Source organism: Lelliottia sp. 7254-16 (genome assembly GCF_002922995.1).
Classification (GTDB): domain Bacteria; phylum Pseudomonadota; class Gammaproteobacteria; order Enterobacterales; family Enterobacteriaceae; genus Enterobacter; species Enterobacter jeotgali.
This window is the reverse complement of the sequence record NZ_PQVS01000008.1, coordinates 154,786-176,938: the sequence shown is the minus strand read 5'-3', so window position 1 is coordinate 176,938 and position 22,153 is coordinate 154,786. Positions and strand designations below refer to the sequence as shown.

The 22,153-nt window shown below is 50.7% G+C and carries 20 protein-coding genes, 1 tRNA gene and 1 pseudogene; 13 read left to right on the top strand and 9 right to left on the bottom strand.

Translation table 11 applies throughout. The features are described from left to right. Positions 1-43 precede the first annotated feature (43 nt). Positions 44-766: a UDP-2,3-diacylglucosamine diphosphatase gene (gene lpxH, locus C3708_RS12995; RefSeq protein WP_103946818.1), complete on the bottom strand. Its 723-nt coding sequence runs from the start codon at positions 764-766 to the stop codon at positions 44-46. Positions 767-769: 3 nt separating this feature from the next. Then, on the bottom strand, positions 770-1,264 hold the full coding sequence (gene ppiB / locus C3708_RS12990) for a peptidylprolyl isomerase B (RefSeq protein WP_095281072.1): 495 nt from the start codon (positions 1,262-1,264) through the stop codon (positions 770-772). Positions 1,265-1,437: 173 nt separating this feature from the next. On the opposite strand from ppiB, the gene cysS reads away from it, so the two are divergent. Then, positions 1,438-2,823: a cysteine--tRNA ligase gene (gene cysS / locus C3708_RS12985; RefSeq protein ID WP_103946767.1), complete on the top strand. Its 1,386-nt coding sequence runs from the start codon at positions 1,438-1,440 to the stop codon at positions 2,821-2,823. Positions 2,824-2,889: 66 nt separating this feature from the next. Here the strand turns inward: cysS and malI are convergent, their stop codons facing one another. The 4 genes from malI to folD form a co-directional block, all read right to left on the bottom strand. Continuing rightward, the gene (malI, locus tag C3708_RS12980) at positions 2,890-3,906 is read right to left on the bottom strand and encodes a Mal regulon transcriptional regulator MalI (RefSeq protein WP_095281074.1); all 1,017 of its coding nucleotides are present in this window, start codon (positions 3,904-3,906) and stop codon (positions 2,890-2,892) included. 83 nt (positions 3,907-3,989) lie between these two features. After that, positions 3,990-5,489 (bottom strand): PTS transporter subunit EIIC, encoded by a 1,500-nt coding sequence (locus C3708_RS12975; protein ID WP_095281075.1) that lies wholly within the window; start codon positions 5,487-5,489, stop codon positions 3,990-3,992. A gap of 361 nt (positions 5,490-5,850) precedes the next feature. Continuing rightward, entirely contained in the window at positions 5,851-6,063 is a 213-nt protein-coding gene (ybcJ, locus tag C3708_RS12970; protein WP_095281076.1) for a ribosome-associated protein YbcJ, read from the bottom strand. A gap of 3 nt (positions 6,064-6,066) precedes the next feature. Further along, the gene (gene folD / locus C3708_RS12965) at positions 6,067-6,933 is read right to left on the bottom strand and encodes a bifunctional methylenetetrahydrofolate dehydrogenase/methenyltetrahydrofolate cyclohydrolase FolD (protein ID WP_095281077.1); all 867 of its coding nucleotides are present in this window, start codon (positions 6,931-6,933) and stop codon (positions 6,067-6,069) included. A gap of 306 nt (positions 6,934-7,239) precedes the next feature. Between folD and fimA the strand changes: the two genes are divergently transcribed. From fimA to sfmF, 6 genes are all read left to right on the top strand, one after another. Then, positions 7,240-7,803, top strand: a complete 564-nt coding sequence (gene fimA, locus C3708_RS12960) for a type 1 fimbrial major subunit FimA (protein WP_095281078.1) — start codon at positions 7,240-7,242, stop codon at positions 7,801-7,803. Positions 7,804-7,868: 65 nt separating this feature from the next. Next, positions 7,869-8,414 carry a type 1 fimbrial protein subunit FimI gene (fimI, locus tag C3708_RS12955; RefSeq protein WP_103949524.1) on the top strand — a complete coding sequence of 182 codons (546 nt, stop codon included), beginning with the start codon at positions 7,869-7,871 and terminating at the stop codon, positions 8,412-8,414. Between the two features lie 43 nt (positions 8,415-8,457). Further along, positions 8,458-9,150, top strand: a complete 693-nt coding sequence (fimC, locus tag C3708_RS12950) for a type 1 fimbria chaperone FimC (RefSeq protein ID WP_103949523.1) — start codon at positions 8,458-8,460, stop codon at positions 9,148-9,150. A gap of 14 nt (positions 9,151-9,164) precedes the next feature. Further along, positions 9,165-11,732, top strand: a complete 2,568-nt coding sequence (locus C3708_RS12945; protein WP_103949522.1) for a fimbrial biogenesis usher protein — start codon at positions 9,165-9,167, stop codon at positions 11,730-11,732. Next, positions 11,725-12,732 (top strand): type 1 fimbria D-mannose specific adhesin FimH, encoded by a 1,008-nt coding sequence (fimH, locus tag C3708_RS12940; RefSeq protein ID WP_095281082.1) that lies wholly within the window; start codon positions 11,725-11,727, stop codon positions 12,730-12,732. Before C3708_RS12945 ends, fimH begins: the two co-directional genes overlap by 8 nt. Positions 12,733-12,741: 9 nt before the next feature. Beyond that, complete coding sequence (gene sfmF, locus C3708_RS12935; RefSeq protein WP_103949521.1) at positions 12,742-13,266, top strand: fimbria assembly protein; 525 nt, start codon at positions 12,742-12,744, stop codon at positions 13,264-13,266. 51 nt (positions 13,267-13,317) lie between these two features. On the opposite strand, the gene fimZ is transcribed toward sfmF, so the two are convergent. The 3 genes from fimZ to C3708_RS12920 all read right to left on the bottom strand — a co-directional run bounded on the left by fimZ (position 13,318) and on the right by C3708_RS12920 (position 16,195). Beyond that, complete coding sequence (gene fimZ / locus C3708_RS12930) at positions 13,318-13,950, bottom strand: fimbria biosynthesis transcriptional regulator FimZ (protein ID WP_095281084.1); 633 nt, start codon at positions 13,948-13,950, stop codon at positions 13,318-13,320. Between the two features lie 798 nt (positions 13,951-14,748). Further along, the gene (locus C3708_RS12925) at positions 14,749-15,468 is read right to left on the bottom strand and encodes a LuxR C-terminal-related transcriptional regulator (protein ID WP_103949520.1); all 720 of its coding nucleotides are present in this window, start codon (positions 15,466-15,468) and stop codon (positions 14,749-14,751) included. Between the two features lie 10 nt (positions 15,469-15,478). Then, complete coding sequence (locus tag C3708_RS12920) at positions 15,479-16,195, bottom strand: EAL domain-containing protein (protein WP_233210413.1); 717 nt, start codon at positions 16,193-16,195, stop codon at positions 15,479-15,481. 283 nt (positions 16,196-16,478) lie between these two features. On the opposite strand from C3708_RS12920, the gene C3708_RS12915 reads away from it, so the two are divergent. The 6 genes and pseudogenes from C3708_RS12915 (at position 16,479) to C3708_RS12895 (ending at position 22,152) form a co-directional block, all read left to right on the top strand. Further along, positions 16,479-16,555 (top strand) — tRNA-Arg (locus tag C3708_RS12915). 549 nt (positions 16,556-17,104) lie between these two features. Further along, complete coding sequence (locus C3708_RS12910; protein ID WP_103949519.1) at positions 17,105-17,668, top strand: fimbrial protein; 564 nt, start codon at positions 17,105-17,107, stop codon at positions 17,666-17,668. Between the two features lie 93 nt (positions 17,669-17,761). Next, a complete protein-coding gene (locus C3708_RS12905) occupies positions 17,762-18,451 on the top strand; it encodes a molecular chaperone (RefSeq protein WP_103949518.1) in 690 nt (229 codons plus the stop codon). Between the two features lie 33 nt (positions 18,452-18,484). Next, positions 18,485-20,839 (top strand): annotated as a pseudogene (locus C3708_RS12900) (fimbria/pilus outer membrane usher protein); the annotation flags it as partial. Between the two features lie 39 nt (positions 20,840-20,878). Further along, positions 20,879-21,151 (top strand): FimD/PapC C-terminal domain-containing protein, encoded by a 273-nt coding sequence (locus C3708_RS23905; RefSeq protein WP_233210416.1) that lies wholly within the window; start codon positions 20,879-20,881, stop codon positions 21,149-21,151. A 2-nt stretch (positions 21,152-21,153) separates the two neighbouring features. After that, entirely contained in the window at positions 21,154-22,152 is a 999-nt protein-coding gene (locus tag C3708_RS12895; RefSeq protein ID WP_103949517.1) for a fimbrial protein, read from the top strand. Position 22,153 lies beyond the last annotated feature (1 nt).

Genomic DNA, 22,153 nt, shown 5'->3' with positions numbered 1-22,153 from the left:
AAAACGATTGCGTGGCGATGCGTTTGGTGAAAAGGGGAGGGAATTAAAACGGAAACTGAATCAGTTCTACGCCGTCTGGCGTGACTTTCACCATCGAGCCTTCCGTGTGCCAGGCACCCAGCACCACGCGGTGTGCGGGCTCGCCGTTGGCCGTCAGGGAGTGAACGTCCGGGCGATGGGTATGGCCGTGGATCAGCCACTGCACGCGGTGTTTTTCCATCACCTCGATAACCGCCTGCGGATTGACATCCATGATGGTCATCGATTTGCTGCTGTTGGCGGCTTTACTGCCTGCCCGCATTTTGGCGGCGATGCGATTGCGGATGAACAGCGGCAGGGCGAGAAACAGCGTTTGTATCCACGGCGTGTGGACTTTGGCGCGAAACGCCAGGTAGCCAGTGTCGTCGGTGCAGAGCGTGTCGCCGTGCATGATCAGTACCTTGCGACTGTAAAGGTTGAGCACTTTTTCTTCCGGCAGCAATGTCATTCCGCTTTCGCGGGCAAAGCGTTTGCCAATCAGAAAATCGCGGTTGCCGTGAATGAAGAAGCAGGGGACACCGGAGTCGACCAGCGCTTTAATGGCGGCGGCCATTTCGCGATGCAGAGGGTTGGGATCGTCGTCGCCAATCCAGGCTTCGAAGAGGTCGCCCAGAATATAGAGCGCGTCGGCGGTTCGAGCTACGCCTGCTAAAAAACGCAGAAAACCGGCGGTTATCGCCGGTTCTTCTGTTTGCAGATGAAGATCTGCAATAAAGAGTGTCGCCACCAATTACTCGCTAACGGTCACGCTGGTAATGATCACGTCTTCTTTTGGAACGTCCTGGTGCATACCGCTGCGGCCAGTAGAAACGCCTTTGATTTTCTCAACCACGTCCATACCTTCAACCACTTCTGCGAATACGCAGTAGCCCCAGCCTTGCATGCTTTCGCCGGAGAAGTTCAGGAAGTCGTTGTCAGCCACGTTGATGAAGAACTGGGCAGTCGCAGAGTGTGGAGCCTGAGTACGCGCCATCGCCAGCGTACCACGGGTGTTTTTCAGACCGTTGTTGGCTTCATTTTTGATCGCTTCTTTGGTCTCTTTCTGGTTCATGCCAGGTTCAAAACCGCCGCCCTGAATCATAAAACCATTGATCACGCGGTGGAAAATGGTGTTGTTGTAGAAACCTTCGCGGCAGTAGTCCAGGAAGTTTTTGACTGTTTCAGGCGCTTTATCATCAAAGGTTTTAATAACGATATCGCCATGATTAGTGTGGAAAGTAACCATTTTTGCATCCTGTTCCGGTATTGTGGGGCGTCGACCCAAGTGAGGGTCACAGATAGACGGGTGTTATAGCATAACCGCCAGACGGGATCATCTTGCATTGTGTGCTGATTCCGGTCTGAATTATGGGTATTATACCGTCTTTATTGTCCACACACGTCTACACGGAATCTTCGATGTTAAAAATCTTTAATACTCTGACGCGCCAAAAAGAGGAATTTAAACCTATCCATGCCGGGGAAGTCGGCATGTACGTGTGTGGTATTACTGTTTACGATCTCTGTCATATCGGTCACGGGCGTACGTTTGTCTCCTTTGACGTGGTCTCGCGTTACTTGCGCTTCCTCGGTTATACGCTCAAGTACGTGCGTAACATCACCGACATTGATGACAAAATCATTAAACGCGCGAATGAAAATGGTGAAAGCTTTGTGGCGCTGGTGGATCGCATGATCGCCGAAATGCACAAAGATTTTGATGCCCTGAATATTCTGCGCCCGGACAGCGAGCCGCGCGCCACGCATCACATCCACGAAATTATCGACATCACCGAGAAGCTGATCGCCCGCGGTCACGCCTATGTGGCGGACAACGGCGATGTGATGTTCTCGGTGCCGACGGATCCAAACTACGGTCAGCTTTCTCGCCAGGATCTGGACCAGCTGCAGGCCGGTGCGCGCGTTGACGTGGTCGACGTAAAACGCAATCCGATGGACTTCGTGCTGTGGAAAATGTCCAAAGAAGGCGAGCCAAGCTGGCCATCTCCGTGGGGCGAAGGGCGTCCGGGCTGGCACATTGAATGTTCAGCGATGAACTGCAAACAGCTGGGCAAGCATTTTGATATTCACGGCGGCGGTTCGGATCTGATGTTCCCGCATCACGAGAACGAAATCGCGCAGTCAACCTGTGCGCACGGCGGCGAGTACGTCAATTACTGGATGCACTCCGGTATGGTCATGGTCGATCGCGAAAAGATGTCCAAATCACTGGGTAACTTCTTTACCGTGCGCGACGTGCTGAAATATTACGACGCCGAAACCGTGCGTTACTTCCTGATGTCGGGCCACTACCGCAGTCAGTTGAACTACAGCGAAGAGAACCTGAAACAGGCACGCTCTGCGCTGGAGCGTCTGTATACCGCGCTGCGCGGGACTGACAAATCGGTGGCACCGGCGGGCGGCGAAGCGTTTGAAGCGCGCTTTATCGAAGTGATGAACGATGACTTCAACACGCCGGAAGCGTACTCGGTGCTGTTTGATATGGCGCGTGAAGTGAACCGCCTGAAAACCGAAGACATGGCGGCGGCGAATGCCCTGGCTTCTCATCTGCGTAAACTCTCCGCGGTGCTGGGCTTGCTGGAGCAAGAGCCTGAAACCTTCCTGCAAAGCAGCGCGCAGGCAGATGACGGTGAAGTGGCGGAGATTGAAGCGTTGATCAAGGCGCGTCTCGAAGCGCGTCAGGCGAAAGACTGGGCGGCAGCGGATGCCGCACGTGCGCGTCTGACCGAAATGGGTATCATCCTGGAAGACGGTGCTCAGGGGACTATCTGGCGTCGTAAGTAAGCCTGTTATGCCCGGCGGTGCAATGCCTGCCGGGCAGCTATAACCCTCCGCACTCATCGATCTCTTCTACGCTGACTCGCGCGCGATCAACTGCCCGGAAAGGGTAATTCTTTGGGTTTGCAATTCTGGCTCTTTCAGTTTGCGAATCATTAACCCTGCAGCCTGACGGCCCGTCTCTTCGCTGGCGGAAGAAACATAGGTGAATGACGGCGAGGTGAGGTTCACGTGCAGCATATCTTCGAACCCAACCAGGGCGACCTGCTGTGTGAGAAACACATCTTTCCCGACCGTACGCCCAACCTGATGAATGCCGGAGATTGAGCCGATCATCGCATCAGGTGAGTGGCACAGCAGGGCGGTAATGGTGTTGTTTTTTTCCAGCAACTGACGAGTGACAAAGCCCGCCGCCTGGGTATCGTCGCTACAGACTGGAGCGGACTCTTCGCGATTCACCAGACCGTATTGCGTCATCGCACTGCGAAAGCCGAGCAGTCGCTGTTCGCGGATCAAGCAGCCTTCCCGACCGCCAATATAGGCGATATTACGGTGGCCGCGTTCAATCAGATAACGGGTGGCGAGATTCGCTGCCTGGCGATTATCACGCATCACCAGATTGCAAGATTCATTCAGCAAGGACTGGGAAACCACGACCAGCGGAAGTGGGCATTCGCGGATCTGCGCGGGCAGCGCGGATGTGCGCGTATCGGACGCCAGATAAATCACGCCCGCCACGCCCTGCTGTTTAAACGACAGCAGGCAGCGTTCGAGATGCTCGTGATCGTTCAGTGGTTGCCCGAGAAAAACCATAAAGCCTTGTTTTTCCAGCTCCTGGACAATACTCGCCATCACTTTGATGGAAAAACTGTCGCTGAAATCACGCAGGATTAAGCCGATAAGATTGGAGGTGTTGGCGCGAAGGTTTGCGGCAGCGACGTTATGGATGTAGCCGAGCGTATTGATGGCAGCCTGGACTTTCTCAATCGTTGCCTCTGAGATTTTCCCTTTCTGGCGTAACACCAGCGAGACGGTTGAAACCGACACGCCTGCGTGTTTGGCGACATCAATAATGCTGACTTTCTTCAAACTCGCTCCCTGAAATTTCTAAATTATCAGCCAGATAAGATACGTCTCCCAGAGTACAGGAGACGTATCGGTCAGGCATCTTATTATTTACCGATCATGGTGGACATGGTTTGGGCGATAAACTGTGCTCTGGCACCGAAAATCACCTGGATACCGTTATCCCCGACGAAGACGACGCCACGCGCGCCCAGTCCGTTGAGGCCGTCTTTATCCACTACATCGCTTTTTGCCACTTCCAGGCGCAGACGGGTGATACACGAACCTACGGAGTCGATGTTTTTCGCGCCACCCAGCAGGCCGATGATTTCGGTCGCGATTTCGGTGTCGGTTTTGTCGTCTGTGGTGGCTGTGACTTCGGTACGGCCCGGCGTTTTGACATCGAAACGACGAATCACGAAACGGAAGGTGAAGTAGTAAATCAGCGCCATCGGAATACCGATGATCACGGCGTTGAGGAAGTTGGTCTGATAGCCGTTAAACGACGGCAGGATGCCAAACGAAATGTAGTCAATCAGGCCCGCAGAGAACGATTTGGCGATGTGTGCGTGCAGCAGATACATCGTCATGTAGGCCAGACCCGCCATAATGGCGTTAAAGACGTACAGAATCGGCGCGACGAAAATAAAGGTGAACTCTACCGGCTCGGTGATGCCCGTCAGGAAGCAGGTCAGTGCCGCCGAGAACAGGATACCGAAGGCGATTTTTTTGTTCTTGGTGTGGGCTTCGTGGTACATCGCCAGACAGGCCGCAGGCAGTGCGAACAGCATCAGCGGGAACTCGCCCTGCATGAATTTACCGGCGTTCTGGTAGGTGTCGCTGCTGAAGGATTTGGTGCCTTCTTCCAGCATTTTGAACCAGATTGTCTGGTCGCCGTGAATAACCTGGCCTGCCTGAGTGGTGTAATCGCCAAACGAGTACCAGAACGATGGATACCAGATGTGATGCAGGCCGAGCGGAATTAATGCGCGCTCTACCAGGCCAAAGATAAAGGTCGATGCCGCCTGATTATCCCCATTGACGATAACCGACAGAGCGTCGATCCCCGCCTGAATATGCTGCCAGACGTAGGGCAACAGCAGGCCGAGAACGAACGACAGGAATGCAGTAGCGATAGCCACGAAACGCTTGCCGGAGAAGAAGCCGAGGAATTCCGGTAGCTGCATGGTATGGAAGCGGTTATAGCACCATGCCGCGAGAATACCGCAGATCAGGCCGCCGAAAACGCCCATTTGCAGCGTCGGAATGCCGACCACCATAGCGTATTTTCCGCCCTGGGAAGCCATTTCTGGCGTGATGCTCAGAACGGTTCCGATGGTGATATTGGTGACAAATACCGAAACGGCTGCCGACAGGGCGGCGATCCCGGATTCTGACGCCAGACCGACGGCAGAACCGATGGCGAACAGCATCGGCAGGTTATCAAAAATAACCCCGCCCGCGTTCATCATCAGCGGCATGTGGAATTTATCGCCGAAGGCCAACAGCAGACCGGCAGCAGGAAGCAGTGAAATTGGCAGCATTAATGCGCGACCAATCATGGAAAGCTTTGACAACGATTTAACAAACCCTGATATCAGACTCATGCTGATTTCCCCCGAGAAGCGCTTTGAGTGGCGCTGTTATTGTAAGTAGAACGTTTTAGTAGAACGTTCTACTTATCGTGCGAGAAGCCTGAAATTCGCGCAACTTAAATTTCACATTTCAACAGACGAAATAGTGATTCTTTGAAGTTGATCGAGAATTAACCGTTATAGAGGTGAATGCAAAACGGCAACAAAGTTGCCGTTTCTAGTGTTTTCGCCCTCTACCGTGGGAGAGGGTTGGGGTGAGGGCATCAGCGTACTGCGGGATGATGCCGGGTGGCGGCTGCGCCTTACCCGGCCTACAAAAACACTCTACGAATCGTAGGCCCGGCAAGTGAAGCACCGCCGGGCATCAGGGGACTCAGGCGATAACCGTAATGCTCTGGTTCTGGAAATTCACCGTCTGACCGGCGACAATCTTGCAGCGTTTGCGGGTTTCGACCACGCCGTCGACGGTGACCAGACCGTCAGCGATGAAAATCTTCGCCTGGGCGCCGCTTTCGCTCCAGCCTTCCAGTTTGAGCAGATCGCACAGTTCTACGTGCGGGTGTTTACCTAATGAAAATGTTGCCATCTTTTACGCTTCCTTTACGTCGTGATATTCAACGCATGCCTGCAATGTATTCTGAATCAGGGTTGCCACGGTCATTGGACCCACGCCACCCGGTACCGGTGTGATGTAAGACGCACGTGCAGCAGCGTCTTCGTAAACCACGTCACCCACCACTTTGCCGTTTTCCAGACGATTAATGCCCACGTCCACAACAATCGCGCCTTCTTTAATCCATTCGCCAGGAATAAAGCCCGGCTTACCGACCGCGACGATCAGCAGATCGGCATTCTCGACGTGCTGACGCAGGTTTTTGGTAAAACGGTGCGTCACGGTGGTAGTGCAACCCGCCAGCAGCAGCTCCATGCTCATCGGGCGACCGACGATGTTGGACGCGCCAATCACCACGGCGTTCAAACCGTAGGTATCGATGTTGTAGCGCTCAAGCAGCGTCACAATACCGCGCGGCGTGCACGGACGCAGACGCGGTGCACGCTGGCACAGGCGTCCGACGTTATATGGATGGAATCCGTCGACGTCTTTATCCGGCGCGATACGCTCCAGCACCTTCACGTTGTCGATGCCCGCAGGCAGTGGCAACTGCACCAGAATGCCGTCGATCGCGTCGTCGGCATTTAGGGTGTCAATCAGCTCAAGCAGTTCTGCTTCGCTGGTGGTTTCTGGCAGATCGTAGGAACGGGAGACGAAGCCCACCTCTTCACATGCTTTGCGTTTACTGCCGACATAAATTTGCGATGCCGGGTTGCTGCCAACCAGCACAACGGCTAACCCTGGAGCGCGAAGTCCGGCCGCTGTACGCGCCTTCACTTTTTCCGCGACCTCAGAGCGCACCTGCTGCGCAATCGTTTTACCGTCAATAATCTTTGCTGCCATCAGAGAGAGGATTCCGTCTGTAACGTTTGAAAGGGGGATTGCCTATATTTTGTCAGAAGCGAGGCCCGCTGTCAGTCACCCATTGAGAGATTTCCACAATCAGGCGCTAAACCTTGCTCTTTAGGTGGTCTTTTCCTAACTGAAATTAGGATGCAGCCTGGATTAATCGCAGCGTTTTGACCTGTTTTATTATTTGCGTGTGGGCTACTTTGTCTCCTCCAAAATAAACATTCAATTGTGCAATTGATTGTGTTTTCTATTCCCGAATAAACGCGGGAAGGGCTTTTTATATTCAAAGGAACAGATATGAAACTTCGCAATATTGCTTCTTCCGTTATTGCTTCTCTGGTATTGGTTGCCGGTGCAGCTCATGCAGAAGATCCTGCTACTCCGGTATCCGTTAATGGCGGCACCGTTCACTTTAAAGGTGAATTAGTGAATGCCGCTTGTGCGGTAAATACTGAATCTGCGGATCAGATTGTTAATCTGGGACAATATCGTACGGCTAAATTCACCAAAGTGGGCGACACCACGTCGAATATTCCATTCAACATTGAACTGAATGACTGCGATCCAGCCGTTGCTGCAAGCGCTTCAGTTGCGTTTACCGGCCAGATTGACTCCACAGATAAAACCCTGCTGGCTGTCACCTCTGGCAGCAACGACAACACCGCGAAAGGCGTAGGTATCGAGATCCTCGACAGCAAATCCGCCACTCTGACCCCAGACGGCGCGACTTTCTCTGCGGCTAAAGCACTGATTGAAGGCACCAACACCCTGAACTTCACCGCACGTTATAAATCCACTGCGGCGACTGCTGAACCGGGCCAGGCAAACGCGGATGCTACCTTCGTAATGAAATACGAATAAACCCGCTTTCAGGGATGATACGGCCTCAGGGAGGAGGCCTGTTTGATGCAAATCGAGGGCTAAGGATGACCAGAAAAGGGCTCCTGTTTCTGCTGATAGTCTGCGCCGCACTGCCGGCGATGGCCCATACGGTGGTCGTGGATGGCGGGCGGGTACATATCAAAGGCGAGCTGGTCAACGGCGGTTGTGCCGTGGCGCCTGAAAGCCAAAGCCTGCGAGTAGAAATGGGGCAATATCGCACCAACACTTTCGCCGGTGTCGGCAGCTTTTCGACGGTTGAAGTGCCCTTTACCTTGCGGCTGGTGGATTGCAGCGTCGACGTTTCACGTACGGTAGGGATGATGTTCGAGGGCGTTACGCCCGCAGAAGATCCGCAGGTTTTTCTGGCGACATCCCGGCCCGGCGAAAGCCGCGTGAGCAGCGGATTAGGGCTGGCATTGTTTGATTCGCAGAAGCGCCAAATTATCCCCAACGCCACCGCTATAAATACGCTGCCAATCGACACCCGTGAGCTGAACTTTCATTTCAGCGCACGCTATCGGGCTATTTCAGAACACCTTGTACCGGGCAATATTCAGTCGGATGTCTGGTTTACGTTGATTTATCCATAACGTCGTACACGCCTGCGAACTTAATAATAAAGGTATTGATGTGATGAGCACCTTAATAAAACCAGGACTGATCTTCTCGTTTATTTTAATGATGATTTCTGCGCCCGTCAGTGCGTCCGGTGGGATCGCGCTGGGGGCTACGCGTGTTATTTATCCGGCGGATGCCAAACAGACCTCGCTCGCCATTACCAACAGCAATAAGCAAGAACGCTATTTAGTGAATGCATGGATTGAAAACGATCGCGGGCAAAAAGAAAAAACCTTTGCAGTCACGCCGCCGTTGTTCGTCAGCGAGCCGGATAGCGAGAACACGCTGCGCATTATCTATGCGGGACCACCGCTGCCGTCCGACCGTGAATCCCTGTTCTTCATGAACGTGAAAGCCATTCCTTCCGTGAACAAAGAGAATATGGAAGGGAAAAACGTGCTGCAACTGGCGATCTTGTCGCGCATTAAATTGTTTGTCCGGCCAAAAAATCTGGCGATGCCGCCCGAAGAGGCGCTGTCGCAGCTGCGATTTGAGCGGGCGGGAAACTACCTTAAAGTCAGCAATGCTTCGCCCTATTACGTCACGCTGGTGAACCTGCAATTGGGCGGGCAGAAGCTGGAAAATATCATGATTGCGCCGAAGAACTCAGCGCAGCAAGCCCTTCCGACCGGGGCCAGCGGTGCGCTTTCGTGGCAAAGCGTGAATGATTACGGTGCTATCACTCCCGCGCGCCGCGTCAGTCTTTGAGCAGAGTCAGGGTGATGAATAATCCACGATGGCGTTACCGTCCGTGTGCGCTGGCGCTGATGGCGGCGCTTTGCCCGGTCATCGCCGGGGCAGAGAGCTATTTTAATCCCGCGTTTTTGTCTGATGACACGGCAGGCGTTGCGGATTTGTCACGCTTCGAGCAGGGACATCAGCAGGCTCCCGGCACCTATCGCGTGGATATCTGGCGTAACGATGAGTTTATCGGCACGCAGGATGTCCGCTTTGAAACGGCGGCAGAAAACACCTCGCCTGTTGCGGGCGGGCTGACGCCGTGTATCACGCGTGCAATGCTTGACCGTTTTGGCGTGAATATCAGCGCGTTCCCGGAGCTAACCCACGTTACCGGTGAGACCTGCATTCCGCTGGCGACGGCGATTCCTGGTACTGAAATTGGCTTTAATTTTGCCTCGCAGCGCCTGAACATCAGCTTGCCGCAGGTGGCGATGCAGAACAGCGCGCGTGGCTACATTCCACCTGAACAGTGGGATGAAGGGATTCCTGCTCTCTTGCTGAACTACAGCTTTAGCGGCAACCGGGGCAATGACGATGACAACAGCTATTACCTGAATCTGCAAAGTGGGCTGAACTACGGCGCATGGCGTCTGCGAAATAATGGTGCATGGCGTTATACCCAAAGTAACGGGGAAAGCCATCGTCAGTGGCAGAACATCAGTACCTCCGCACAGCGCACGGTGATTCCACTGAAAAGCGAGCTGGTATTGGGTGACAGCAATACCGGCAACGACGTATTCGACAGCCTCGGTTTTCGCGGTCTGCGACTCTACTCGTCCGATAACATGTACCCGGACAGTATGCAGGGTTACGCCCCGACCGTGCGCGGTATTGCCCGAACGCCCGCGAAAGTCGTTATCCGCCAGAACGGGTACGTTATCTATCAAAGCTATGTTCAGCCCGGGGCTTTTGCTATCAGCGATCTGAACCCGACGTCGTCGAGCGGCGACCTTGAGGTGACGGTAGAAGAGAAAGACGGCAACCCGCAGCGTTATACCGTTCCGTACTCCACCGTGCCGCTACTGCAGCGCGAAGGCCGCCTGAAATACGATCTGGTGGCGGGGGATTACCGCAGCGGCAACAGCGAACAGGATACCCCTTCTTTTGCCCAGGGCACGCTGATTGCGGGTCTGAATAACGGCTACACCCTGTATGGCGGCACGCAGCTCGCCGAGAAATACAGCGCACTGGCGATCGGTGCGGGGAAAAACCTCGGTGACTGGGGCGCAATTTCACTCGATTTCACTCAGGCCCGCAGCCAGCTCGCCGATGACAGCCGTCACGAAGGACAATCCTTGCGTTTCCTGTACGCCAAATCATTGAACGGTTTCGGGACCAACTTCCAGCTGCTCGGCTATCGCTATTCCACTAAAGGGTTTTACACCCTGGACGACGTGGCGTGGAAATCGATGGAAGGCTATCAATACAGTGACACCAAAAACGATGACGGCGTGTCGGATGTGCAGAGCTATCACAACCTGACGTGGAATAAAAAAGGCCGCTTCCAGGTGAATATTTCCCAGTCGCTGGGAGATTACGGCTCGATCTACGTGTCTGGCAGCGAGCAAACCTACTGGGGAACCGATGATTCCAGCGTCTGGTATCAGTTGGGCTATGCCGGTGGCGTTCGCGGCGTGAGTTACTCCGTATCCTGGTCGTGGAACCAGGCGGTAGGCATTGGCGGTACGGACAAGCTGGCTTCGTTCAATGTGTCGGTTCCATTTAGCCTGTTTACCCAACACGGTTATCGCCGGGATAGCGCGTTTGATCGTGCCTACGCTACGGCTTCGGCCAGTCGTAACAGCAATGGTGATAACAGCTGGCAGACCGGGATCAGCGGGACATTGCTGGAAGACAGAAACCTGACCTACAGCGTGAGCCAGGGACACACCAGTAACAACGGCGCGAGCGGCAGTGCCAGCGCCAACTGGCAGGCGGCCTACGGCACCTTTGGCGCAGGATACAACTACGCTCGCGATCAGCACGATCTCAACTGGCAAATGTCAGGCGGCGTGGTGGGCCATTCGGACGGCGTGACGTTCAGCCAGCCGCTGGGCGACACCAACGTGCTGATTAAAGCGCCGGGCGCGTCCGGCGTGAACGTCGAAAACCAGACCGGGGTGAAAACCGACTGGCGCGGTTACGCCGTGATGCCTTACGCCACGGTGTATCGCTATAACCGTGTGGCGCTGGATACCAACACCATGAACAACAATACCGATATCGAAAACAACGTCAGCAGCGTGGTGCCAACCAATGGTGCGCTGGTGCGTGCCAGCTTTGATACGCGCATCGGTGTGCGTGCGCTGCTTACCGTGATGCGTGGCAATCAGCCGGTTCCCTTTGGCGCGGTGGTACGCGAAACCACAAGCGGCGTGACCAGCATGGTGGGCGACGATGGACAGATTTACCTGAGCGGACTGCCGCTGACCGGCGAGCTGCTGGTCCAGTGGGGCAATGGCGCAAACGCGCAGTGTCGTGCGCCATACACTCTGCCTGAAAAGAGCCTGCAACAGGCAATCACGCTGAAGGAGATCCGCTGTGATTAAAACTCGATACCTGGCCGCCGCGTTGCTGGCCAGCTTGCCCGCCGGTCAGGCGTTGGCGACGGTGTGTGCCAACGAAAACGGGGTGGCGACCGATATTTATTACGATCTGACGGATAAATTTAACAGTTCCAATAACCAGATTGGGCAGATTGTGACGCTCGCTGAAAAATCGCAGTGGGTGGGGGTCAACGCGGTGTGTCCGAAAGGCACATCGGGTAACACGACCAAGCGCAGCTACGTCACCGATTTCCCGATTACCAGCACCATTGACGGGTACAAATACCTTAAGTTGAATGAGTATCTGGATGGGGCGATGAAGATCACTGACAGTTACTCTGGCGTGTTTTATCCGCCGCAGAATTTTATCCAGATGGGGAGCCACCCGAACGTTTCGAAGGGGCAGCCGTTTGGTGTGAAAGACTCGAACCTGGTGTTTCGCCTGAAGGTGACGCGGCGGTTTATTAATATGGTGGAGATCCCGCGTCAGACGATGTTCCGCGTCTATGTCACCACGACCTCATCTGATCCGCTGTCGACGCCGGTTTATACCATCAGCTACAGCGGAACCATTCAGGTGCCGCAAAGCTGCGCCATTAACGCCGGGAAGGTGGTGGAATTCGATTTTGGCGATATCGGGGCCTCGCTGTTTAGCCAGGCCGGGGCGGGCAATCGTCCACAGGGCATCAGCCCTAAAACGCAGACTATTGCGATTAAATGCACCAACGTTGAGGCCAACGCTTATCTCACTATGCGCGTCGAGGCAGAGAAGGTGTCCGGTAACGCGATTGTTTCTGATAACGCTGATTTAGGTTTTATCGTCGCCAGTGCCAGCGGTACGCCGCTCACGCCCAACAATCTTGCCAGTAAAATTCCGTTCCGGCTGGACGACAATGCGTCGGCGGTAGTTGGCATTAGCGCGTGGCCGGTGAGTATTACTGGGAATAAACCGAGCGAAGGACGTTTCACGTCACGTGGATATCTTCGCGTCGATTACGATTAAGGAGGGGCGATGCGCATACGGATTTTACTCGCCGCGATGGCCGTGGCGTTGACACCGGGCAGCGGTGCACAGGCGGCCAATGCGCTGGGGGAAATCAACATTGTGCTTTACGGCAACATTGTTGATTTTACCTGTGTGGCCGAAGGCAGTGACAGCGACAAGTCGGTCACGTTGGGCACCTGGCCGACAAAGCAGCTCAGCACCACGGGGAGCCGAACTCAGGCGATGCCCTTTACGTTAAAGCTGACTGGCTGTCCGCCGGGCGCGGCCTCGGTGACATTTTCAGGCAAAGTGGATCCGCGTGATCCTGAGCTGCTGGCGTTAAACGATGCCAGTCAGGCGAGCAACGTGGCGGTAGAAATCCGCGATCGGGACAAAACGCGCCTGCCGCTACAGCAAGCCAGCCAGGACGTGGTGGTGGATGCACAGGGAAATGCGGTTCTGGATTTTTATGCTAATTATATTGCCACAGCTAATAATCCTCAGCCGGGGCGTGCCGATGCCGATGCGACCTTTATGATTAATTATAATTGAGACTAACCGCACTCCCTGATACTCGATTGAGCGGCAGGGAGTGCCTTCAGATTACAGAAGTTCGTGGGCTTTAGCATAATCAATAAGCTCAACGATACTCTGTACCCCTAATTTAGAATAGATATTAGACTTGTGAGCGCTTATTGTTTTGTTGCTAAGTAATAATTGCTGTGCAATTTCCTTGTTCGATAATCCATTCGCCAGAAATCGTAACACAGTCACTTCCCGGTTAGATAACGGCATATCAGATACCGCCCCTCTGTTTGAGCCCTGATGGTTTATAAAACTCAAGGTTTCATAGGGAAAGAACGAATATCCCGCGAGTAACATTTCCACTGCGTTATAGATATCACTCAAATCTTTCCGCTTGCTGACAAAACCATTCGCCCCGGCACGCATGGCACGACCGGCATAAAATGATTCTGACTTTGAAGACAAAAACAGGATCTTTATGTTTTCGTTTAAGTTTTTGATTCTCTTGAGTAAAGAGAAGCCGTCTGTGCCTGGGAGTTCGATGTCGAGGATCACCAGATCGATAGGGTGATTGCGGATGTAGTCCAGCGCCTGGTGGCTATCTCCAGATTTGAGTTTAATCTCAATGTTCTTATTTTTCTGGAGCAGAACTTCAATTGACATTCTGACGATGGGATGTTCGTCAATTATGATAACGGATGCCGGTTTCATTTTTTATGCCTCAGGTTGATAAAGCGCTATTGAGCGTTGTGCAAAAGCGCCTGGTAAGCCGGAAGGATAATTCTGCAGTTCCTTATACGGGGGATTTCCCTGGATAAAGCGAAAGCATCCTTGTTTACGTTGCGATGAAAAATGGCTTCAGTGTGATGGCTGAATTTAAATTTCCCAGATGAGTAAAGGTATTTCTTATTCTCATTTGGAATACGCTTATTATACCTTGTAAGTTTTTTCCGAAAAGCCTGTAAATTATCCAGAGAGTGTTTCTTATTATGATCTTCTGGAGACGGAAAGTGATTATTTTAAATTCGGTCTAAATAACCATGCATTCCTCTTAGTAAAGATTATCCTATTTATGTAATTGCAAAAAATAATAGAATCCCCTCAATGTTAATTTAATGTTGTCATTTTAAGCCGTTTTAGCGGAACTCAGGGTACCTCTCTGGCGGAAGTTTTTTTACCGCCACCCCTGCGATACCTTCATTTGAAAGTGTTGTTCACCTTTCAGCAAAAATCAGTGCAATAGACAGCAGGATCTCCTGCCCACAAGGGTTTGCACTTTCTGCGACTCATTGAATAGTCACGTTTTTACATCCTTATCATCTTCTTAACTGATTTGTCAGGATCTTAACTTCTGGATGAAAATGCTGAGTATCAAAACTTTTTCAGAGATTTACGTTGATAGAAGCAGCGGATTAGGAATAGTTGTAATCTTTATAAAAATGTTAATTTAAAACATAATTTTAATATTTTACGTAAGTAATTTCCTAAAGTTCTTTAGGAATTAAGAGGTTATCGGGTAGGGGATAGAGAGATTCGATGCAGAAGATGCAGTAATTCTTGACGATGATGCAGACCCAGCTTACTTAAGATTCGGCCCAGGCGATAGACAATGCGGCTATAGGGACGCTGACGAAAAAGGGCAATATTCCGCAATGATTCCCCCTGGGATAAATATTGCAGGATGGTCCACTCTTCCCTGCTGAAGTAGATGCTACGGTTATTGACGGGAGCGCTGATGGCAGTTAACGCCTGTTGCAACGCCAGAGCCGGGAGCTGGCGTTCAAGCACGTCGAAAGGGCCGCTGGTTTTACAGAGCAGGCGGGTATCGTAATCATCGGCGCGCACCAGCAGGCTGACGGCAGTAAAAGGGGGATACAGAATAATCCGCCGTAGCATGTCGAGCATCTGTATAAGCGGCATCGTCCTGCTTTCAATATCGACGACTAACCTTGCTGACGGCCAGGTTTCCAGTGCGCTGAACGCGGATTCAAGCGTGTCGTATCCGCAGCAATGGCGCAGGGGGGCGGGACCACGTTGAATTCCGGCGTACAGAAAATGATCGTGAGTTACGAGCACAATAAAGGGAGTGTCGGGTCTGCGTGTCTGATTGATGGATTGACTCAGGTAAACAAGGCGATCAAAAAAAGGGGCGCTGGAATGCGATTGTGAAAATCCCAGCGAATCGCTTCCTTGTCGACGACGCCGGTAACGGCGTACGGTCATGCGCATAGAGTCTCTTTCAGGCTAACGTCCTTTTCTTCTCAGACCAGCCAGTAGATGGCCAGTAATAACCCTGACCGAATCCCGCTCCAGCCTGTAGTGCGCACTCCCGATCCATTTTTGATTCAATACCTTCTATCAGCACATGGCGCGCAACCTGTGTGCAAAGGCCCACCAGTTCGGTAAGTGCCGGCGTTGACCGCTTACGCCAGAACGCCATTTTATCGATCTTGACGCCGCTTAAAGGTAAACGACAGGATAAAAATGGGCGGATTAAGGCCGTGTTTACATCGTCCAGCCAGATGTGGCAACCGCGATCGGCCAGCATCCCCCAGTGCCGGGCGACGCGTTGGCGTAATTCGGCAGGCAACTGAAAGAAAGTACCCGGCTCGACAATTTCAATATTCTGACCGGGATGCATGAGCGGCAGGATTCGGGCGAAGGATTCCGGCTCAATAAATACGGTTATCGGCAGGTTGATAAAAAGGTCATTAGCGTAACGTGTGTTTTTTAAGGCGGCGAGTTGTATCTCAAGCAACGTAAGGCACTGATTCACAGATTGATGCTGAAAGTATGCTTCACTGTGTTCGGGAGATTTGAGAAGACTGAGCACTTCCATACCGACGATACGGGAAGAGGGGAGAGCGACGATCGGCTCAAGTTTGATACCAATAATCTCTTGCGATACGCAGCGCAGTGTAGAGATATCGTTTTCTGTTGGGGCTGAGAGGGGCACAACACTATCCTGTTATCTTCCGGCTCCCTGGCGCCGGGATACCATAGGCTAGTGTGCTGGGGATTGGAAGCCGAAAACAGGAGGCGTTACTTAAAGAGCATTAAGGCTTTTCGCAGTGTTAGCAGTGACAGAAAAATGAGAGCAGTGTCGAAAAAACAGGCATATTTTCAAGGGGAAGGCAGAAGGAAGATGAGAAGGCAGGCGATCGCGCTAAAAGGCATTGACTCACTGGTCATTGACCGTATAATTCCAGGCGTTTCACACCACAAGTGCACATCTCAGTGCGCCCTTAGCTCAGTTGGATAGAGCAACGGCCTTCTAAGCCGTAGGTCGTAGGTTCGAATCCTACAGGGCGTACCATAACTTCCCTCTCCCTTGCATCTCCCGATTTCGGCTTCGCTTTCTCTGAAATTTCAGTAATATGCCATCATTAAATCCTGCATGAACTACGCCATAAATACCCATCCATCGGAAATACCTCAACGTTCTATTCTTATTTACATTCCCACTATCCAGGTTAAGGTAAATATCTAGGATATAAAAAATATGCCGCATTGTTACGCGAGTGTTTAAAAAATAATAATAGATAGTTACCCATTCATCATGAATAAATAAGCAGTGATGAATAACCAATAACTCATTGAAAAATATAACATTGCCTTTGTTTTCTATATTCTGGGTATCTTCCCAGTACTGGGTTAGTCAGATATAGTCCTTAAACGGAATATAGCTCTTAAGTAGCCTATGTGATTTTCATAGGAGACGACGAAATTAGTGGTTATATGAAGAAGGACTAAATTAACTTCTTTCCAGTTTTTAATTTGGATAGGCGTGGTTTGTCTTAGCTATTTAAAACACTATTATCCAGAATATTGGATACTGAAATTTATCACATAAGGAAATATAATCATGTCTTTCAATAAAAGCGTTATCTGTTTAGGTCTGTCTGTTCTCGCGTTCTCTTCTGTAAGCATGGCTTCTGATTTTGGTAAAAGCACTGGTACCGTTGATTTTACTGGTATCATTGTAAATACGCCGTGTTCAATTACCGCTGCCAATCAGAATCTGAAAGTAGATTTAGGCAATGTCCCTGTTGCTGACTTTACGGCGACAGCCGGCACACTTGGTGGTAGCCAGAAGCAATTCACTATTGTTCTGAGCAACTGTACTGTTATCGATGACCCGTATACCGCAAAAGTCACCTTTAGTGGTTATATGGCCAATGATAAAAAATCTTTAGGTACTGATGCGGGCCAGGATACTTCTGGTCAGCCTGTAGCTACCGGTGTGGGTATCCAGATTTCAGAGGGGAGCAGCAAAACTCCTCTTGCCCTGGGCGTAGAGGGTGCAGCTGTTCCTATTACCCAGCCAGAAATGCATCTTAACTATGCAGCTCAGTATATTTCTACCGCTGCTACTGTATCTCCAGGCCTGGCAAATGGTCACGCTGACTTTACCGTTTCATACGAGTAATTAGTTTCTTAAATAGACAACCGTGTTGTTTATAGCAGCACGGTTGTCTTTTAACTGGTTACTCATTTCAATGTTAATTAAAGGTTTTTTTCTATGAAAAAGCTCACTCTTCTTTCAGTGTTATTAGCTATGGTCATTTCTCCTGCTGTTTTAGCAGAGGAAACCGGCGGTATTGCCGTGGGAGCAACGCGTGTCGTTTATAATGCTGACAGCAGGGAAGCATCGCTTGCGGTGATTAATCACAGTGGAGCACAGTATTATTTGATTCAATCCTGGGTTGATGACAGTAAGGGCAATAAAACTGTTCCGTTCACGATTACCCCTCCACTTTTCCGTATAAATGCAAATAAACAAAACATGCTGCGCATTATTAAATCCGGTGATGGATTGCCTAAAGATCGCGAGTCGGTCTATTGGGTCAACGTTAAGGCTATTCCTCCAGCGCCTGAGGCTAATGGACAGAACACGCTCCAGTTAGCGGTGAAAACGCGTATAAAACTTTTCTACCGTCCTGTCGGTTTACCAGGTAATGCTGCCGAAACGCCAAAAAAACTTGAATGGCGTCAACAGGGTAATGAGCTGATTGTGAAAAACCCAACAGCCTATTCTGCATCATTTAATGACATCAAAGTGGATGGTAAAGAACTCAAAGATACGAAATTAGTCCTTCCACAAAGCGAAACACATTATAAGTTGGACGCTGCTCATGTGAGCACCGTGTCTTACAGATGTATTAATGATTTCGGTGGCTTGACCGAACCGCTTACTAGTTCTGTTAATTAATCACTGCTGCTTCATAGGTAACACTGGCAAAAAATGACCTCAGAGAATAAGCACAAATCAAGTAATTTAGTAGAGCGTCGCCTATTGTCTGCGGTGAGGTCTCGTCATTACTTTAAAATGAAAACCCTGGCATTTCTGATAAGTTACTCAGGAATGTGTTTTGCTGACCCAGGTTTTAACCCATTATTGCTGGAGAATTTAGGTCCCGGAGAAACATCTGATCTGGAGGTATTCACAAAGGGCGGTAATCAGGCTCCGGGGAAGTATACTGTTGATATTTTTGTTAATAATTCTCCGGTTGATCATAAAGAAATTTCTTTTTATAAAGATAAAGATAATATTAATCCTGAAGGCAGTGGGCTTATTCCTTGCCTGACGCTTGAGCAATTAAAACAATATGGCGTAAAAATTGAAGCGGTGCCTGAATTAGCCGCATTGTATAAAAAAGCCAGTGAGCAAAAAGAAGCCTCAAATGCTGCCACCCCTGATAAAGATGTATCCACGGATACTGATGAATGTATTAATTTTATACAAATTATCCCATCATCTTCTGCGGCATTTGAATTTGACAAACAAGCATTAAACCTCAGCTTTCCTCAGGCGGTGATTGAGCAGTCTGCACGCGGTTACGTTGACCCTGCCCTTTGGGATGAAGGTATTAATGCTCTGTTGATGGATTACAACTTCACGGGTTCTAACAATACCAGCAAGTACGATGGTTCAGATAAAACACACGATGACAGCTATTATCTGAGCTTACGTAATGGTGCTAATTTTGGCCCCTGGCGTTTGCGTAATTACTCAACCCTGAATGATACAAATGGCACGCGCGAATGGCAGAATATAAACACCTATATTCAGCGGAGTATTATCCCTCTGAAATCCCAGCTTACGCTGGGTGACGGCAATTCCGGCAGTGATGTTTTTGACAGTTCTCAATATCGCGGGATGCAGCTTGCCTCCGACGACCAAATGCTGCCAGACAGTCAGCAAGGTTTTGCCCCTGTTGTGCGTGGCATTGCTAAAACCAATGCCCAGGTCACTATCAAACAGAACGGCTACACCATTTATCAGGGCTACGTTTCACCGGGAGCGTTCGAGATCAACGATCTCTACGCCAGCGGTGACAGTGGTGACCTGGATATCACCATTAAAGAAGAAGATGGTAGCTCGCAGCATTTCATCCAACCTTATTCCGCCGTACCTATTTTGCAGCGTGAAGGGCACCTGAAATACAGCCTGACAGCGGGGCAGTATCGTGGTGGTTACGGTGGCGGTGATAAACCTAATTTTGGCCAGTTAACGCTTATCCGAGGTTTTTCACATGGCCTTACACTTTACGGCGGCGCTCAGGGCAGCAAAGACTATATGTCTGCTGCGTTGGGTGTGGGCAAGAACATCGGTGACCTTGGCGCTGTCTCTATCGATGTGACGCAGGCCAAAGCAGATTTGCCTGCGGGGGATACATCTAAAGGGCAGTCGTATCGTTTCCTGTATGCCAAATCGTTTGTCGACACGGGTACTGATTTCCGTCTACTGGGCTACCGCTATTCAACTAGCGGGTTCTACACCATGCAGGAAGCGGTGGATATGAATAATCAGGATACCGATGATACTGATTACAACCGTACCCACCATAAACGCAGTCAGGTCCAGGGGTCGATAACGCAAACGTTGCCCAAAAACTGGGGGTCGTTGTATTTCTCTGCCAGTCAGCAAGATTACTGAGGCGTGAGCGGCAAAGAGAAAACGTTGCAGGGCGGCTACAACAACAGCTTTAACGGTATCAGTTACAGCATTGCGGTCAGTAAAACCAGCAATCCTGATGAACCGACCGATACGCTGGTGTCATTGAATATCTCTGTACCACTGGACCGGTTCCTGAAAGGGGCTTACGCGACCTATGGCATAAATCATGACAGCAATGGGCATGCGACTCAGCAGGCAGGTTTGAGTGGTCAGGCTATGGACGAAAGACTCGACTATAGCGTCAATGGTAATACCGGTAACCAGGGCGACAGCACCGGGGGGAGCGCCAGCCTGAACTACCGTGGCAATCACGGTAATAGCAATGTGGGTTATAGCTATACGCAGGATTCTCAACGCCTGAACTACGGGTTGTCTGGTGGGGTTATTGCACATGCCCATGGAGTGACGCTTTCTCAGCCATTGGGGGAAACGATGGTGCTGGTTGAAGCACCGGGTGCCAGTGACGTGAACACCACCAACGACAACACAGTCGGAACCGATTTCCGGGGCTATGCGTTATTGCCTTATGTGACGCCCTATCGGCGAACCAGCGTAGGGCTTGATACCACAACGATGGGCAATACCGTGGATATCAGCGATAACATCAAAGATGTGATCCCAACGCGCGGCGCAGTTGTCCGGGCAAAATTTAATACCCATGTCGGCTACCGGGTATTAATGACATTGCTGCGTGCCGACGGTAAACCCGTTCCGTTTGGTGCCTCGGTTTCCCAACTGGCCAGCGATCAAGAAGACGAGAACACTGCAATTGTTGGCGATAGTGGTGAAACCTATCTGAGCGGTTTACCGGAAGAAGGAAAACTCATTGCGTCCTGGGGCAAACAAGGTAGCCAAAGTTGCGTAGTGACTTACAAACTGAATATCACCAAAGAAGACAATTCCTTAATGACCTTGCAGGCGAAATGCTTGCCTGAGACGGGAGTGAACTAAATATGATGATTAAACTAAAATATGGAATAGCGATTGCTATTAACACGCTACTCATTTTGTTTGCTCAGGCCGCAAATGCGACATGTACGGTTGAACCAGTACATATATCTGGGGTGGTAACCCTTCATATCTCAAAATATGGGACCAACTATCCAATGGAAAGAGGTGATTATAAATTTACAGGGGAAGACGATATCAGCTGTAATGGAATGATGGGGTATGTACGTGTTACGGGATCGAAGTCATTATCCAAATCAGTAGATATTCAAGGTAATACTGCATGGGTTCTACCCAATACAGGAGCACAGCAGCAGGTGACGCCTCAATTTGCAATTGAACCCTCTATGCGAACTGGCAATTGGCCTGGCCTTGTTTATGCAGACGGTATTTTCAATGGAGCGGGGATAATATCAGTACCTATTTATTCGAGCATAGATTTGGTTACATTGAACCCCTCCCTTAATCAAGAGGGCGGGAGCATTTCATATAATGTATCTGATCCAGTATTATATGCAGCATTTCAGAATGAAGATTTTTCTACGGATCATCCTATAGCATACCTGGATAATGTAACGGTAAATTATATTGAAACTTCATGTGGGATAAAATCAAAGCAAGGATCAGTCATTAATTGGCCGTCTTTATATAAAGCAGATATTATTAATGGGGCGGTGGAGTCCAAACCCTATAGTCTGTCATTAATTTGTGGCAAAGAATCAGACACGCCGCTGCCCATCGATATTAGCTTTAGTTCGACAAATGGTTTTTCTGATGCAGCTAATGGCATCGTGAGGACTAACCTGGCTAATCTGGGTTTAAAACTGTCGTGGGCTAACCCGGCATTACCGCCGTTAGTATTAGATCAGGTAAACCACAGTATGTTGTCAGGGGTTGGGGATTATACGGTCATGGCAAAACCGGTCAAGTTATCAATGCTCGCTGACACGCTCCAGGCCGGGCAGTTTGACACTACCGTCACCATGAACATTGAGTTTCAGTAGA

What these genes read in the sequence shown, in the direction of transcription:
- ppiB (WP_095281072.1), bottom strand. Translation starts at nt 1,264, where the DNA reads ATGGTTACTTTCCACACTAATCATGGCGATATCGTTATTAAAACCTTT.
- cysS (WP_103946767.1), top strand. Translation starts at nt 1,438, where the DNA reads ATGTTAAAAATCTTTAATACTCTGACGCGCCAAAAAGAGGAATTTAAA.
- C3708_RS12975 (WP_095281075.1), bottom strand. Translation starts at nt 5,489, where the DNA reads ATGAGTCTGATATCAGGGTTTGTTAAATCGTTGTCAAAGCTTTCCATG.
- ybcJ (WP_095281076.1), bottom strand. Translation starts at nt 6,063, where the DNA reads ATGGCAACATTTTCATTAGGTAAACACCCGCACGTAGAACTGTGCGAT.
- folD (WP_095281077.1), bottom strand. Translation starts at nt 6,933, where the DNA reads ATGGCAGCAAAGATTATTGACGGTAAAACGATTGCGCAGCAGGTGCGC.
- fimA (WP_095281078.1), top strand. Translation starts at nt 7,240, where the DNA reads ATGAAACTTCGCAATATTGCTTCTTCCGTTATTGCTTCTCTGGTATTG.
- fimI (WP_103949524.1), top strand. Translation starts at nt 7,869, where the DNA reads ATGACCAGAAAAGGGCTCCTGTTTCTGCTGATAGTCTGCGCCGCACTG.
- fimC (WP_103949523.1), top strand. Translation starts at nt 8,458, where the DNA reads ATGAGCACCTTAATAAAACCAGGACTGATCTTCTCGTTTATTTTAATG.
- C3708_RS12945 (WP_103949522.1), top strand. Translation starts at nt 9,165, where the DNA reads ATGAATAATCCACGATGGCGTTACCGTCCGTGTGCGCTGGCGCTGATG.
- sfmF (WP_103949521.1), top strand. Translation starts at nt 12,742, where the DNA reads ATGCGCATACGGATTTTACTCGCCGCGATGGCCGTGGCGTTGACACCG.
- fimZ (WP_095281084.1), bottom strand. Translation starts at nt 13,950, where the DNA reads ATGAAACCGGCATCCGTTATCATAATTGACGAACATCCCATCGTCAGA.
- C3708_RS12925 (WP_103949520.1), bottom strand. Translation starts at nt 15,468, where the DNA reads ATGCGCATGACCGTACGCCGTTACCGGCGTCGTCGACAAGGAAGCGAT.
- C3708_RS12910 (WP_103949519.1), top strand. Translation starts at nt 17,105, where the DNA reads ATGTCTTTCAATAAAAGCGTTATCTGTTTAGGTCTGTCTGTTCTCGCG.
- C3708_RS12905 (WP_103949518.1), top strand. Translation starts at nt 17,762, where the DNA reads ATGAAAAAGCTCACTCTTCTTTCAGTGTTATTAGCTATGGTCATTTCT.
- C3708_RS23905 (WP_233210416.1), top strand. Translation starts at nt 20,879, where the DNA reads ATGACATTGCTGCGTGCCGACGGTAAACCCGTTCCGTTTGGTGCCTCG.
- C3708_RS12895 (WP_103949517.1), top strand. Translation starts at nt 21,154, where the DNA reads ATGATGATTAAACTAAAATATGGAATAGCGATTGCTATTAACACGCTA.